Genomic DNA, 14,646 nt, shown 5'->3' on the forward strand with positions numbered 1-14,646 from the left:
GACGATCGGGCCGCGGCGCGGACGACACAGCATCGACGCCACCCGGAGGAGGTCGACGGTCGGTCGGGTCACCAGCATGCGGAGAATCGTAGGTGGAGAACGCCGGAAATCGGGCATTCGAACCGGAGTCGAAATCTGTGGGGGCACAACTCTTGACAAAACCCTGGACCTGCGGCATTGCTGACGGCATGACCGCACCCGACGACCAGCCCGCCGCCTCGGTGCTCGTCCACCTCTGCACCGACGACGAGTGGGCGCATGCACTGACCGTCGGACACCGTGAACCGGAATCGTTCGCGACGGTCGGCTTCATCCACCTGTCGGCTCCGGAACAGGTGCACCTGCCGGCCAACCGGCTCTACGCGGGGCGGGCGGACCTGCTGCTGCTCGTCATCGATCCGGGCCGGCTGTCGGCGCCGGTCGTCTGGGAGTCGGGCGTTCCGAGCGATCCCGACGGGATGCGCTTTCCGCATCTGTACGGACTGCTGCCCGTCGATGCGGTCGTCGCGACGCGGCCCTATCGGCCCGACCCGAGCGGTGTCTTCGGTCCACCGCAGCTCTGAGGACGACCGGGCAGACGCGAATCGGGGACCACCGCGATGCGGTGATCCCCGATTCGATGACTCGTCACGGTCGAAGCGACGTCATCAGTCCAGGTAGTCGCGCAGGACCTGCGACCGCGACGGGTGCCGGAGCTTCGACATCGTCTTCGACTCGATCTGACGGATGCGCTCACGGGTGACCCCGTAGACCTGGCCGATCTCGTCGAGAGTGCGTGGCTGGCCGTCGGTGAGACCGAAGCGCAGGCGGACGACGCCGGCCTCGCGCTCGGACAGCGTCTCCAGCACCGACTGCAGCTGATCCTGCAGGAGGGTGAAGCTCACCGCGTCGACGGCGACCACGGCCTCGGAATCCTCGATGAAGTCGCCGAGCTGGCTGTCGCCCTCGTCGCCGATGGTCTGGTCCAGCGAGATCGGCTCACGCGCGTACTGCTGGATCTCCAGCACCTTCTCCGGCGTGATGTCCATCTCCTTGGCGAGTTCCTCCGGCGTCGGCTCGCGGCCGAGGTCCTGGAGCAGCTCACGCTGGATACGACCGAGCTTGTTGATGACCTCGACCATGTGCACCGGGATACGGATGGTGCGGGCCTGGTCGGCCATCGCGCGGGTGATCGCCTGACGAATCCACCAGGTGGCATACGTCGAGAACTTGTAACCCTTGGTGTAGTCGAACTTCTCGACCGCGCGGATCAGACCGAGGTTGCCCTCCTGGATGAGGTCCAGGAACGCCATGCCACGGCCGGTGTAGCGCTTGGCCAGCGACACCACCAGACGGAGGTTCGCCTCGAGAAGATGATTCTTGGCGCGGTTGCCGTCACGCGAGATCCAGTTCAGATCGCGCTTGGACGCGGTGCTGATCTTGTCTCCGGAATCGACGATGCGTCGCAGCCGCTCGGTGGCGAAGAGTCCGGCCTCGATCCGCTTCGCCAGCTCGACCTCCTCCTCGGCGTTGAGGAGGGCGACCTTGCCGATCTGCTTGAGATACGCGCGGACCGAGTCGGCGGAGGCGGTGAGCTCGGCATCCTTGCGTGCCTGACGGAGGGCCTCCGACTCGTCTTCGTCCCAGACGAAGTCTCCGGCGGTCTTCTCCTTCTCGACGACGACTTCCTTCGCCTTCTCCGTCGTCGTCTTCACGACCGGGGTGGTGACGGCGGGGGTGGCGTCGGCCTCGTCGTCATCGGAATCGTCGTCGGCTTCCTCGTCCTCTTCGTCGACGGTCAGATCGTCGTCGATCTCGACGTCCTCGTCGAGCTCGGCGTCGGGGGCGTCGATGTCGTCGATCGAACCGGCGTCGTCGCTCTCCTCGGTGGCGTCGACGTCGTCCGCGTCGGACGGCTTGCCGGCCTTCTTCGCCGCACGCTTGCCCGGGGCGGCCTTCTTGGCTGCCTTCTTCGCTGGAGCTTTGCGGGCGGTCGCTTTCTTGGCGGCCTTCTTTGCCGGTCGCTTCGCCGGGGCGTCTTCCGTGGCGATCGTCGCGTCTGTCGACTCGTCGACGTCGGCCTGTCGGGTCTGGGTGGCTGCCACGTACAACCTTTCGGGACTGACTCTCGTGAATCTCTCACGGCGGCATACGCCGACGCGGATCAGGGCTTGATTTCTCGGTGCGTGATCACCGGTGATGACCATTGTAACGACATCGCATCGCGTGATGTGACAAAGCCCAGGTCAGTGGACTGTCGCCGGTGCACAAACCTGCGTGCAGCAGTGGACGCACATCGGTCGACATCACGTACGCAGGCCGGCGTCCACGGCCATCGCGGCGCCCACGATACCCGCCGTGTTCTGCAGGGTGGCGGCGACGACGGGCGTCGAGTTGGTCAGCAGCGGAATCCACTTGTCGGCCTTGCGGCTGATGCCGCCGCCGACGATGAAGAGCTTCGGCCAGAACAATGCCTCGTAGGTCTCCAGGACGCGCGACAGCTTGCCCGCCCACTTCTCGTAGCTCCAGCCCTTGTCCTCCTTGACCTTCGACGACGCCTGGTGCTCGGCCTCCTTGCCGTGGATGACCATGTGGCCGAGCTCGGTGTTGGGCACCAGCGTGCCGTTGATGAGGATCGCGGTGCCGATGCCGGTGCCCAGGGTCAGCAGCATGACGACGCCGTCCACGCCCGCGCCACCGCCGTAGCGGTCCTCGGCCATCCCGGCGGCGTCGGCGTCGTTGAGCACGGATACCGGACGACCGCCGAGATGGGAGCTGAAGAGTTCGTACACATCGGTGCCGATCCAGCTCTTGTCGATGTTCGCCGCGGTGCGCATGATCCCGTCGGTGACCACCCCGGGCAACGTGATGCCCACCGGCCCGCTCCAACCGAAGTGGTCGACCACCTCGGCGACCCCGCCGGCGACCGACTCGGGCGTTGCCGGCTGGGGGGTGAGCACCTTGAATCGGTCACCGACGAGCAGGCCCGTGTCGAGGTCGACGATCCCGCCCTTGATGCCGGATCCGCCGACGTCGACGCCGAAGCCGAGATTTGTCGCCCCCGTCGTCGCGGCGGTACTCGTGGTCTCGGCCTCGGTCATGTTCGCGTCCTCTCTGGTACACCCCTCGGGAACTGCTGTGGTCTAAGGCTATCCAGGTCACCGGTACCATGCTCGGGGTCGACGCAAAGTCGTCACCGTTTCGCGTCGTCGCCCCGACTCCCTGATCGCCGGCGGTGATCCCGTGCGCGCGCCGGAGTACCCGGTGTGTTGCCATAGGGGAGTGACCGATGAAGCCGGCCCGGACCAACTCGAACGCGTCGCGATCGACGTGGCCCAGATCGCTGCCGAGTTCGTGCGGCGGCGGCGACCGGAGCTGTTCGGTCCACGACCGGGACACGACCCGCATGCCGTCGACGGGGCGGTGCGCGCCGACGCGGCCGCCGCGGCCGCAGTCAGCACCAAGTCGACGCCGACGGATCCGGTGACCCTCGCCGATACCGAGACCGAGAACCTGATCCGCGCCGAGCTGCATGCGCGACGTCCCGGCGACGAGATCCTCGGCGAGGAGTCAGGTGGATCGGTGGACGTGCCGTCCGGCGTCCGCTGGGTCGTCGACCCCATCGACGGCACGGTCAACTTCATGTACGGCATCCCCGCGTACGCGGTCTCCGTGGCCGCCCAGATCGACGGCCGGTCGGTGGCCGGCGCGGTGGTGGATGTCGCACGCGGCGTCACCTACTCGGCGGCTGTCGGTGGTGGTGCCCGCGTGGATGCGGGTGAGGGCCCAATCGAGCTGTCCTGCAATCCGATCCGGCGACTCGACCTCGCGCTGGTGGCCACCGGTTTCTCCTACGACGCACGACGTCGGGTCACGCAGGGCGCGATCGTCGCGGACATGCTGCCGCAGGTGCGTGACCTGCGTCGCGTCGGCGCCGCCGCCCTCGATCTCTGCATGGTGGCGAGCGGGGCCGTCGACGCACACTTCGAGCACGGTCTGAGTCCGTGGGACTGGGCGGCGGGCGCGTTGATCGCGGCGGAGGCGGGTGCGGTCGTGCACACCCCGCCGCCGGAGTCACGGTCCTCCGACGGGGACGTGACCATCGCGGTCGCACCGGGTATCGCCGAGAGCTTCGTGACCCTGCTCGACGATCTCGGCGCGCGTGCACCGATGCCGTCGCACTGAGCGCCCGCGTCGGGGGATCAGCAGGTGGTCGAGTGCACGGCCTTCACCAGTACGGGATCTGCGCCGGTCTGCGGGTTCTTCGGATCCGCCGAACGTAGGGCCTCGAGAGCGGCCTGTGCATCCTGCGACTGTTCGCGACCCTCGTAGTACTCGCCGAGGGCGACGTCCACCGACGTGCCCTGTCGGCCGTCGTCGACGAGTTGTGCGCACGGCAGCGCCAGCCACACGGCCGCCGCGCTGGCCTTGCCTGCCGGGCCGTAGCGGATCTGGGCGTAGCAGGCCAGGTCCTGATTGGCGTAGAGGGTGTCGTCGGCATAGGGCGTGTCCGGCACGGGGTTGAAACCCTGCGCGGTCAGGTCGTCGGACACCGAACGTGCGGCGCCGCGCTGCGATGACGCGTTGAGGACGCGCACACCGAAGGTCGACAGAGCGGCCGGGGCCACCGCGAGCATCTCGTCGCGGTCGGCAGCGGTCAGCTTGGGCAGCGGCGCGGCGGAGGTGGGTGTCGCGGGAGCCGCGGCAGAGGCGTCGGCGGACGCCGGCGATGGCTGGTTGCACGCGGTGGGGATGGCCGCGGCTCCGGTGTCGCTCAGCGCGATCGCCCAGGTGATCAACCCGGCGACCAGCAAGATCACCCCCATGATGACCGCCGGGAGCAGGCGGCGTCGTCGGAACGGACGGCCTTTGTGATCGACCGAGGACCCCGCGGTAATCTGCGCCACCACCGTGTTCTGGCTCCTTCTCGTGCAGGTGTGCCGCCCACTGTAGAGGGTCGTCGGCGGCGCAGGGCGCAGGCAGGCCGTCGCCGGGCCACACGTGTGATGCCGGCCGCATGGTTTGGAACCCGACACGCACGGGAATGATCTCCGCGAGGAGATCGTTGACCCAGCGGCACGGGTGCACTAGGCTTCGGGCGCCCGCCCTCCTCAGCGCACGGAGGGCATGCCGATCCGATGTGATGAAAGTCACTACGATCTGCAGGGTCCTGGGTAACGAATTGCACCGGTCATGACGTTGTAGTGACGCCGCCGGCAAGACAATCCCGGCGGGGCTCGCGCACCCTACGTTTGTTCGGCCACAAGCCGACATGCGAGAGCGCCCCTCACACTCTCACACTAGGTAAGGCACACAATGGCTACTGATTACGATGCGCCACGACGCACAGAGACCGAGGACATCAGCGAGGACTCCCTCGAGGAGTTGAAAGCGCGCCGCAGCGAGGCCCAGTCGTCCGCGGTCGACGTCGACGAGACCGATACCGCGGAGTCGTTCGAACTCCCGGGTGCGGATCTGTCCGGTGAAGAGTTGTCGGTTCGGGTGATCCCCAAGCAGGCCGACGAATTCACCTGTACCAGCTGCTTTCTCGTGTACCACCGCAGTCGACTCGCCCGTGAGAACGGGAACTCGATGATCTGCGTGGACTGCGCGTGACGCAGCTGTGACACATCGGGCGGGGTAGTCGCCGGCGGTACGCCGACGGACCCCGATCGGGACCGCGTGAGACGAGGCGGGTCGGCAGTGCCGGACCCGCCTCGATGCTCATTCGCCCCAGACGCTCATTCGTCGATGCCCGCCTCGGTGGCCGCGTCGGGCAGATCGAGCGCGGCGAGCACGGCGGACGGATTTCGCGTGGACACCAGCCAGTAGGGCGTCGGGTCGTCCGGGTCGTCGAGCACCAGCAGCACCATCGTCTTCACCCATGCGCGGTGGACCAGGAACGCCGCCGGATCGAGCTGGCGGCCCAGGGCCGCGCTCTTCGCGGTCGCGGGCACGGTCGCCCCGCGCGCGATCACCGCTCGCGGCAGGCGTGCCTTCCCCGCCTGTAACTGGCGATCCGCGGTGACCCGAACCGTGACTCGCCCCAGCGACCACAGCATCCACGCGCACAGCAGGCCGACCACCACGTAGCCGACGACGCTCCATGCGGAGCCGTGCGCCGACAGCTGGATCTCGTAGCCGACCACGCCGGTCACCACGGCGGCGGCGAGCCACCACCACCACGTGACGTGCAGGCGCTCGTGATAACGATCCGAACCCGAGTTGTCTTCTGACAGCGGGCGGTCCGCATCCGAGGCGGATGCGCCACCGTCGTCGCCGGATGGGCTACCTGCCGGATTCTCGGGTGATGCTGGGGGAGTCACGCGACCAGCGTAGTCTGCCCTCGTGGCGCCGAATCCCTCCACCGTGGCAACTGACGGACCCGACCAGATCGGGCCCGTCGCGGTACGCCGAATCGATCCCGACATCCCGCTGCCGACCCGCGCCCACCCCGGCGACGCGGGCGTCGACCTGTGTTCCACGATCGACCTCGAACTCCCGCCCGGCCGTCGTCAGCTGGTCGGCACCGGGATCGCGATCGCCCTGCCGGTCGGCACGGTGGGGCTGATCCACCCGCGCTCCGGGCTGGCCGCCCGCGCCGGACTGTCCATCGTCAACACGCCCGGCACGATCGATGCCGGCTATCGCGGCGAGATCAAGGTCTGCCTGATCAACCTCGACGCCGACGAACCGATCACCATCGCCCGGGGCGACCGGATCGCACAGCTGCTGATCCAGCGTGTCGAACTGCCCGCATTCGTGGAGGTCGAGGAACTCGACGACACCAGTCGCGGCGCCGGTGGCTACGGCTCGAGCGGCGGCCACGCCATTCTGGCCGAGGCCGCCCCCGACATCGATCGGCCCGCCGGCGCGTGACGGCGTCGGTCCCGCCGCGAGCGCACAATCAGGAGTAAGTAGAGAACATGGCACGAGACGAGCAGAGCGAACCCCGGATCGGATCCGCGCAGGGTCCCTATGACATCGAGGCCCTGGTGACACCCGCGTCCGACCTCGAGAACTCGCATCTCGACCTCGGTTCGGTGCTCGTGCCCGTTGTCGAGGGTGGCCAGGTCACCGTGGAGATGTCGGCCGACCACCAGCCCGAATCCGTCTATCTGGTGACGCCGCACGGACGGATCAACGTGAGTGCGTTCGCCGCGCCCAAGTCGCCGGGCCTGTGGCGCGAGGTGGTGACGGAACTCGCCGGATCGTTGCGTGACGAGGGGGCTCAGGTCTCCATCGAGGACGGTCACTGGGGCCGGGAGATCGTCGCGCTGGTGCCCGGCGCTGCGCACCGCTTCATCGGGGTCGACGGGCCGCGGTGGATGGTGAGGTGCATCGCGAGCGGCCCCGACGACGTCGCCGACGAGTTGGGCCGGCTGGCCCGTGCGGTGCTCGCCGAGTCGGTGATCCGCCGGGGTGACGAACCTCACCCGCCGAGGGACGCACTACCCGTCGTGCTGCCGCCGGTCCTGGCCGAACAGGTGGCGGCCGCCCAGCAGCAGATGCTGGCCGAGCAGGACACCGTCGCCGGTGAGGCCGCACCGCCCGCGGGCGGCGAGGTCGATCAGCCCACGCCGGCGGGTGGCGCCCTCGACCAGGTCGCGTCCGCTCGCATCGTCGGCGAGGAAGCGGCGGAGCCCGAGTCGGGCGCCGACGATGAGAACGGGGACGAGGACGTGCCCCGGTCCTCCGGTTCCGCGATGCAGCGTTTCCGTCGGAACCGGCGCTGACCCCGACGACGTCCGCCTTTTCAGCTGATGCCGAGCCACGCTCGCGCACAACCGAATCCGAGCACCGACGGGTCGGCGCCCCAGTCGTCGAGGGTCACCTCGGTGAGTCCCGATCGGGGTGCTGCGGCGGCCCAGTCGCGGCCGACGTGATGCGGGTGTACCGGATCGTCGACGGCTGCGGTGACCGCCAGCGGGACCCGTAGGGTCGCGATCTCGTCCAACTCGGGCGAGCGGAGAGCTGCGGCCTCCGTCAATTGCCCCAGCAGGGCCGGATACAGGGCGCGCCATGAGCGGTCCAGCTCCGCGGCCAGCCATGCGGGGCTGGTCGTGGCCATCGCGGCGATCGTCTGTTCGAGACCGTCGGTTGACAGCGCGCGGGCGGTTGCCGTGGCGCTCCATGCGGCGGGTGCGGTGGCCGGGTCGCCGGTCCACGCGGGCAGGGCGGCCCACACCCCCGCACACGGATGGTGCAATGCCCACTCCAGAGCGATCGCCGCGCCGATCGACACGCCCCCGACGATGATCGGATCGGCCCGCGCCGAGAGTTCGTCGAGGCGGCGTCGATGCCCTGCCACCAGGTCCGATGCCGGTTCGAGAGCGACCAGGGTGAGTCCGAGGGCCTCGGCCGCGGGGCCGAAGGCACGCTGCACATAATCCGCATCGGAGCCGGTGCCGGGCATGGCGACGAGTGTCGTCGGGGCCCTCGGATCCGACCGCGGGATATCGGGCATGTCATGATCATGCCCGACGTTGGAAAGGTAGAGCGATGAGGATTACGCTGACGGTCACAGAGCCGACAGCAGCCCGCTATCCGCCTCATTGCGATGACCACCCAGGGAGTGTGTGATGGCAACCACCGGTTATCTCAAGCGGTTGACCCGCAGGTTGACCGAGGACCTCGGCGAGGTCGACGCGGAGCAGATCGCCGAGGAGTCCCGCGCGACCGGCGCGCAGCGTGCTGCCGAGTGTTGTCGTGGCGACGAGGTCACGATGCACGGCGAGCTGCGCGCGGTCCAGACGTGCTCGCGGACCGCCAAGGAGGGCGTCAAGGCCGAGTTCTTCGACGGCTCCGACACCGTGCTGCTCAAGTGGCTCGGCCGGAACCGGATTCCGGGCATCGAACCGGGCCGCAAGCTGACCGTACGGGGCCGGCTCGCCGAACACGACGGCGCCAAGGTGATCTACAACCCGTACTACGAGCTCTATGGCTCAGACGACGAATGACCCCGCCGGGGGCGACCCCGGCGACCCGGCACCGCAGATCACCGAGACGACCGACGAGAAGGCGCCGTCGATCCTCGAGCAGATGGGCGGCGTCTCCGGACTGATCTATTCGACCGTGCCGATCGTGGTGTTCGTACCCGTCAACGCCGTCTGGGGCCTCACGGCCGCCATGATCGCGGCCATCGCGGTCGCGGTCCTGATCTTCTGTGTCCGCCTGTGGCGGCGCGAACCCCTCAATCCCGCGATCTCCGGCCTGATCGGGGTCGCGATCTGCGTGTTCATCGCGCACCGCACCGGAGATGCGAAGGGCTACTTCCTGTTCGGCATCTGGACGACGCTGGCCTACGCGATCGTCTTCGTCCTGTCGATCGTGGTGCGCTGGCCGTTGATCGGCGTCGCCTGGAACCTCATCAGCGGTGAGGGGATGGCATGGCGCAAACATCGGAAGACGTTGATCGCCTACGACATCGCGACGGCCTTCTGGGCGTTGGTGTTCGCTGCCCGGTACATCACGCAGTCCGAACTCTACGATCACGGCAGCACCGGCTGGCTGGCGGTGGCACGACTCGCCATGGGCTGGCCGCTGACGGCCCTCGCCGTGCTCGCGACGGTGCTGTTGGTCCGTCGCGCCACCCGGCAGGAAGATCTGATCGAGTCGGGAGTCACCCCGGACGACCCCGACCGGGCCCGGCTACCCGCCGACTGAGCCCGGCCACACGGCCGAGCCCGTCCTACACCGGGGTCCGTGGCATCGGGGTCCGTGGCATCGGGGTCACTGGATCTGCATGGCCTGATGCAGCGCCGGCTCCGCCTCCGCGGGTGCGATGAAGATCAGTTCGTCGCCGCCTTCGATCGGATCGTCGCTCTGCGGCACGATGACCCGGCCACCCCGCAGGATGGTGACGAGTGCCGCGTCGCGGGGCAGATCGAGCTTCCGGACCGGTTTGCCGGCGAGCGGGGTGTTCGACGGCAGCGTGAGCTCGACCAGGTTGGCCTGGCCCTGACGAAACGTCATCAGTCGCACCAGGTCACCCACCGACACCGCCTCCTCGACGAGGGAGGCCAGGATGCGCGGCGTGGACACCGCCACATCGACTCCCCAGTCCTCACCGAACAGCCATTCGTTGCGCGGGTCGTTCACCCGCGCGACGACCCGGTTGACGGCGAACTCGGTCTTGGCGAGCAGGCTCACCACGAGATTGGCCTTGTCGTCGCCGGTCGCCGCGACCATCACGTCGAACGTCTGCAGCGCGGCCTGTTCGAGATTGCTGAGCTCACACGCGTCGGCCTGCACCCACGTCGCCTCGGGTACCGACTCCTGGTCGATGTGGGCGGTGTTGCGCTCGAACAGGGTGACGGCATGCGAATTCAGCAGCAACTCACGGGCGATCGAACGCCCGACGGCGCCGGCACCTGCGATGGCGACCTTCATGGAGTGTCCTCTCTCACGTACGTCAGTCGGCTGTGATGTGCGGCGCACGAGCGCTCGCCCGGGCGTCGGCAAGATTGTCGATCAGGACCGCCGCGAAGACGAGGTCATCTTGTTGGAGAACAGTTTTCACGTCCGGAAGGATGGGCCGGCCGACCCGGTTGAGGAAGGCGATGCGGGCGCCGGTGTTCTCCTGGAACTTGCCGACGGTGACGCCGATCCACGACTCGTCGACCTCGAGTTGGGCGATCGCCAGGGAACCCGACGGATCGCGCCACTCGGTGGTCGTCGACGCCTCGCCGAGGGCGGAGACGAACCGCTCGGTGGTCCACGGCACCGTCGCGACCGTCGGGATGCCCAGTCGTTCATAGACCTCGGCGCGCTTGGCGTCGTAGATACGCGCGACGACGCGGTCGATACCGAAGGTCTCCCGGGCGACGCGCGCCGCGATGATGTTGGAGTTGTCCCCGGAGGAGACAGCGGCGAATGCGTCGGCCCGCTCGATACCGGCCCGCGTCAGGACCTCCCGGTCGAAACCGGCGCCGATCACCGTGGTGCCACGGAAGTCCGGGCTCAGGCGCACGAACGCGGACGGATCGCGGTCGATGATGGAGACGTCGTGGCCACGCTTCTGCATCGCCATCGCCAGCGACGAGCCGACGCGTCCGCACCCCATGATGACTACCTGCACGTCCATCCTTCCCACAGCCGGCGTCTCCCGGTCGCGCCCGCACCCCTGTGCGGACGACTTGAACCTACCCGGTGACCCGGGCCCGCGTGGCCGTTGACCACCCATGCGGGCCTGTTATGGCCTTTGCCTACTACACGCTCTAGTGTTGCCTGGTGTCCAACGTGTCCAAGGTGTCCGTGGCGACCAAACGATTGCTGCTCGGCCGCCCGTTCCGCAGCGACAGACTGGGTCACACCCTGTTGCCCAAGCGCATCGCGCTCCCGGTGTTCGCCTCGGACGCGATGTCCTCGGTCGCCTACGCGCCGCAGGAGATCTTCCTCGTCCTGTCCGTCGCGGGCCTGAGCGCACTCGCCTTCACACCGTGGGTCGCGCTCGCCGTCGCGGTGGTGATGGTCGTCGTGGTGGCGAGTTACCGGCAGAATGTGCACGCCTATCCGTCGGGCGGCGGCGACTACGAGGTCGCCACCGTGAACCTCGGTCCGAATGCCGGTCTGACGGTGGGGAGCGCGCTGCTCGTCGACTACATCCTCACCGTAGCGGTCTCCATCTCGTCGGCGGCGGAGAACATCGGGTCGGCGATCCCGTTCGTCTCCCAGCACAAGGTGTGGTTCTGCGTGGCCGCGATCGTCCTGCTCGCGGCGGTGAACCTGCGCGGCATCAAGGAATCGGGTTCTGTGCTGGCGATCCCCACCTACGCCTTCATCATCGGCGTCCTGCTGATGTTGGTGTGGGGCTTCATCGAGATCTTCATCCTCGACGAGCCGATCCAGTCGGAGACGGCGAACTTCACCATCCGGGCCGAACAGGATCACCTCGTCGGCATCGCCTTCGTGTTCCTGATCGCGCGGGCGTTCTCCTCCGGCTGCGCGGCCCTCACCGGCGTCGAGGCGATCAGCAACGGCGTGCCGGCGTTCCGGAAACCCAAGTCGCGCAACGCAGCGTCCACCCTGTTCATGCTCGGCGCGTTCTCGATCGTGCTCCTGCTCGGCATAGTCCTGCTCGCTCAGCAGATCGGCGCGAAGTACGTGATGAACCCGGCACAGGACCTCATCGGTGCGCCCGAGGGCTACCAGCAGAAGGCGATGATCGCGCAGCTCGCGCACGCGGTCTTCGATTCGTTCACCCCGGGGTTCTACTTCGTCGCGACCGCGACCGCGCTGATCCTGATGCTCGCCGCGAACACCGCGTTCAACGGGTTCCCGGTCCTCGGTTCGGTGCTGGCGCAGGACCGCTACCTGCCCCGGCAGCTGCACACCCGTGGCGATCGCCTGGCGTTCTCCAACGGCATCGTGTTCCTGGCGCTGGTCGCGATCATCTTCGTCGTGGCCTTCGGTGCCGAGGTCACCAAGCTGATCCAGCTCTACATCGTCGGTGTGTTCGTGTCGTTCACCCTCAGCCAGACCGGCATGGTCCGCCACTGGACGCGGCACCTGCGCACCGAGACCGACCCCCGGGCGCGCCGCAAGATGATGCAGTCACGCGTGATCAACTCGATCGGCCTGGTGATGACGGCGACCGTCCTGATCGTCGTGCTGCTCACCAAGTTCACCGCGGGAGCGTGGATCGCGATCCTGGCGATGGTCTGCCTCTTCGTCCTGATGAAGCTGATCCATCATCATTACGCCACGGTGCAACGAGAACTCGAGCGCCAGGAAGAGGACGTGGTGCTACCCAGTCGCACGCACTCCATCGTCCTCGTGTCCACACTGCACCTCGCGACCAAGCGTGCGGTTCTCTACGCCCGCGCGACCAGACCCGACGTCCTCGAGGCGATCACGGTCAACGTCGACGACCGCGACACCCGCAAGCTCGTCTCGCAATGGGAGGCCAGCGACATCACCGTGCCGCTCAAGGTGATCGCGTCGCCGTACCGGGAGATCACGCGCCCGGTCATCGAATACGTCCGCCGGGTCCGGCGCGAATCACCCCGCGACGTCATCACGGTGTTCATCCCCGAATACGTGGTCGGGCACTGGTGGGAGCAGATCCTGCACAACCAGTCCGCCCTTCGGCTCAAGGGCCGACTGCTCTTCGAGCCGGGCGTCATGGTCACGTCGGTGCCCTGGCAGTTGACCTCGTCGGATCGCCTGAAGAATCGCGACCTCGCCTACACGGCGCCCGGGGACACGCGGCGCGCGCTCGGTGGCGACCCGGACCGCCGATGAGCGACCATCCCAGCGCGGGTGCCGAGCTGATCATCCGGACCGACCGCCCCGCCAACGGCGGGGAGGCCGTCGGACGGGTGGACGGCCGGGTCGTGTTCGTCCGCGGCGCCGTCCCGGGTGAGCTGGTCCGGGTCCGGATCACCGATGACCGGCAGAAGAGTTTCGCCCGCGCCGAGATGATCGAGATCGTCGAGGCGTCGCCGCACCGGATCGAATCGCGGTGTGACGCCGCCCGCCACGGTGCCGGTTGCTGCGATCTCGGGTTCATCGAGGTCGGTCACTCGCGCGATCTGAAGGGACAGATCCTCGTCGACGCGCTCGGCCGCATAGGTCGGTTCGGGCCCGCCGACCTCGACGCTGCCGGTGTCGGGAGCGGCGTGGTCGCGGACCTCGGCGACGACGGCACCCACTGGCGGGTGCGTACCCGCCTGGGCGTCGATGCCGACGGGCGGGCCGGGATGCATGCCTTCCACGGTTCCGCGATCGTGACCGGTCATCGCTGTGCCGCACCCGAATCCGGCATGCTCGACGATCTCGACGCACTGACCGTCGCTCCCGGTGCCGACCTCATCGTGGTCGCCGATCGGGACGGTCGCCGGCACATCACCGAGCTCGCTGCACCGAAGCAGCCCGCCCGGCGTCATCGCGGCGGTGCGCGGGGCCGGACCCAGTCCGCGCGCCGCCGACGGGACGCACCCCGCGGACGACGCGTCGTCGAGGGCGATGCGATCGCGACGCACCGCGTCGGCGATCGTGTCTGGCGTATCCCCGTCGCCGGGTTCTGGCAGGCCCACGGTGCCGCACCGACGGTATACGCGCGCACGGTCGTCGAACTGCTGGGCGCGGCCGGCCTGCCCGGACGTACCGGGGACACCGTCGCCTGGGACCTCTACGGCGGTGCGGGTGTCCTGGGCGCCGCCCTGCTCGACGGCGCCGCGGCCGCCGGTCTCGGCGAGTTCACCGCCGTCCATGTCGTGGAGACGGATGCCGACGCGGTCGCCGTCGCCACCGAGGCGTTCGCCGGTGACGATCGGCTGACGGTCCATCACGGTGAGGTCGCGGCACTCGTCGGCGGACTGCCCGCGCCGGACGTCGTCGTGCTCGACCCGCCGCGTACCGGTGCCGGCCCTGCGGTCATCGACGCCGTGGCCGACGCGGACCCGTCGGCGATCGTGCATGTGGGGTGTGATGTCGGCCGGTTCGCCCGCGATCTCGCGCTGTTCGCCGAACACGGTTACCGCCCGCGGGAGATCCGGGCCTTCGATGCATTCCCGCTCACCCATCACGTCGAGGCGATCGCCTGTCTGGTGCCGGCACGCGGCCTGTGACGGCCCGGCACGTCCGACGTCACACCTCGGCGGTGGGGTCCGCCCGTGACGAAATCCGTAGACTGTGATGACATGCGCGACGACGCCCACGGGC

General features: G+C 68.4%; 16 protein-coding genes. 9 read left to right on the forward strand and 7 right to left on the reverse strand.

The genetic code is table 11. The features are described 5' to 3' along the window. Positions 1-188 precede the first annotated feature (188 nt). The gene (locus tag D7316_RS03755) at positions 189-563 is read left to right on the forward strand and encodes a DUF952 domain-containing protein (RefSeq protein ID WP_124707102.1); all 375 of its coding nucleotides are present in this window, start codon (positions 189-191) and stop codon (positions 561-563) included. A gap of 84 nt (positions 564-647) precedes the next feature. Here D7316_RS03755 and D7316_RS03760 read toward each other — a convergent pair whose 3' ends face one another. Together D7316_RS03760 and ppgK are read right to left on the reverse strand one after the other, a co-directional pair. Further along, positions 648-2,084: an RNA polymerase sigma factor gene (locus D7316_RS03760; protein ID WP_124707103.1), complete on the reverse strand. Its 1,437-nt coding sequence runs from the start codon at positions 2,082-2,084 to the stop codon at positions 648-650. Between the two features lie 201 nt (positions 2,085-2,285). Continuing rightward, positions 2,286-3,080, reverse strand: a complete 795-nt coding sequence (gene ppgK, locus D7316_RS03765) for a polyphosphate--glucose phosphotransferase (RefSeq protein ID WP_124707104.1) — start codon at positions 3,078-3,080, stop codon at positions 2,286-2,288. A gap of 181 nt (positions 3,081-3,261) precedes the next feature. Between ppgK and D7316_RS03770 the strand changes: the two genes are divergently transcribed. After that, positions 3,262-4,164, forward strand: a complete 903-nt coding sequence (locus tag D7316_RS03770; RefSeq protein WP_124707105.1) for an inositol monophosphatase family protein — start codon at positions 3,262-3,264, stop codon at positions 4,162-4,164. 17 nt (positions 4,165-4,181) lie between these two features. On the opposite strand, the gene cei is transcribed toward D7316_RS03770, so the two are convergent. Next, the gene (gene cei, locus D7316_RS03775; protein ID WP_124707106.1) at positions 4,182-4,889 is read right to left on the reverse strand and encodes an envelope integrity protein Cei; all 708 of its coding nucleotides are present in this window, start codon (positions 4,887-4,889) and stop codon (positions 4,182-4,184) included. A 406-nt stretch (positions 4,890-5,295) separates the two neighbouring features. On the opposite strand from cei, the gene D7316_RS03780 reads away from it, so the two are divergent. Continuing rightward, positions 5,296-5,595: a DUF4193 domain-containing protein gene (locus D7316_RS03780; RefSeq protein ID WP_124707107.1), complete on the forward strand. Its 300-nt coding sequence runs from the start codon at positions 5,296-5,298 to the stop codon at positions 5,593-5,595. 125 nt (positions 5,596-5,720) lie between these two features. Here D7316_RS03780 and D7316_RS03785 read toward each other — a convergent pair whose 3' ends face one another. After that, entirely contained in the window at positions 5,721-6,305 is a 585-nt protein-coding gene (locus D7316_RS03785; RefSeq protein WP_408609965.1) for a DUF3093 domain-containing protein, read from the reverse strand. Between the two features lie 22 nt (positions 6,306-6,327). On the opposite strand from D7316_RS03785, the gene dut reads away from it, so the two are divergent. Both dut and D7316_RS03795 read left to right on the forward strand, forming a co-directional pair. Further along, positions 6,328-6,858, forward strand: coding sequence for a dUTP diphosphatase (gene dut, locus D7316_RS03790; protein ID WP_232016749.1), 531 nt, complete (start codon positions 6,328-6,330; stop codon positions 6,856-6,858). 47 nt (positions 6,859-6,905) lie between these two features. Next, the gene (locus tag D7316_RS03795; protein WP_124707110.1) at positions 6,906-7,715 is read left to right on the forward strand and encodes a DUF3710 domain-containing protein; all 810 of its coding nucleotides are present in this window, start codon (positions 6,906-6,908) and stop codon (positions 7,713-7,715) included. Between the two features lie 20 nt (positions 7,716-7,735). On the opposite strand, the gene D7316_RS03800 is transcribed toward D7316_RS03795, so the two are convergent. Then, positions 7,736-8,395, reverse strand: coding sequence for an alpha/beta hydrolase (locus D7316_RS03800; RefSeq protein ID WP_331852559.1), 660 nt, complete (start codon positions 8,393-8,395; stop codon positions 7,736-7,738). A 166-nt stretch (positions 8,396-8,561) separates the two neighbouring features. Here D7316_RS03800 and D7316_RS03805 point away from each other — a divergent pair, with 166 nt between their 5' ends. Together D7316_RS03805 and D7316_RS03810 are read left to right on the forward strand one after the other, a co-directional pair. Further along, positions 8,562-8,939, forward strand: a complete 378-nt coding sequence (locus tag D7316_RS03805) for an OB-fold nucleic acid binding domain-containing protein (RefSeq protein ID WP_124707112.1) — start codon at positions 8,562-8,564, stop codon at positions 8,937-8,939. Next, positions 8,920-9,645: a DUF3159 domain-containing protein gene (locus D7316_RS03810; protein ID WP_124707113.1), complete on the forward strand. Its 726-nt coding sequence runs from the start codon at positions 8,920-8,922 to the stop codon at positions 9,643-9,645. The genes D7316_RS03805 and D7316_RS03810 overlap by 20 nt, the downstream gene beginning before the upstream one ends. A 66-nt stretch (positions 9,646-9,711) precedes the next feature. Here D7316_RS03810 and D7316_RS03815 read toward each other — a convergent pair whose 3' ends face one another. Further along, positions 9,712-10,371: a potassium channel family protein gene (locus D7316_RS03815; RefSeq protein WP_124707114.1), complete on the reverse strand. Its 660-nt coding sequence runs from the start codon at positions 10,369-10,371 to the stop codon at positions 9,712-9,714. Between the two features lie 22 nt (positions 10,372-10,393). Beyond that, complete coding sequence (locus D7316_RS03820) at positions 10,394-11,059, reverse strand: potassium channel family protein (protein ID WP_124707115.1); 666 nt, start codon at positions 11,057-11,059, stop codon at positions 10,394-10,396. 152 nt (positions 11,060-11,211) lie between these two features. On the opposite strand from D7316_RS03820, the gene D7316_RS03825 reads away from it, so the two are divergent. Together D7316_RS03825 and D7316_RS03830 are read left to right on the forward strand one after the other, a co-directional pair. Continuing rightward, positions 11,212-13,224: an APC family permease gene (locus tag D7316_RS03825; RefSeq protein ID WP_197718179.1), complete on the forward strand. Its 2,013-nt coding sequence runs from the start codon at positions 11,212-11,214 to the stop codon at positions 13,222-13,224. Next, positions 13,221-14,552, forward strand: a complete 1,332-nt coding sequence (locus D7316_RS03830; RefSeq protein ID WP_124707117.1) for a class I SAM-dependent RNA methyltransferase — start codon at positions 13,221-13,223, stop codon at positions 14,550-14,552. The genes D7316_RS03825 and D7316_RS03830 overlap by 4 nt, the downstream gene beginning before the upstream one ends. Positions 14,553-14,646 lie beyond the last annotated feature (94 nt).

This window comes from Gordonia insulae (assembly GCF_003855095.1).
Lineage (GTDB): Bacteria > Actinomycetota > Actinomycetes > Mycobacteriales > Mycobacteriaceae > Gordonia > Gordonia insulae.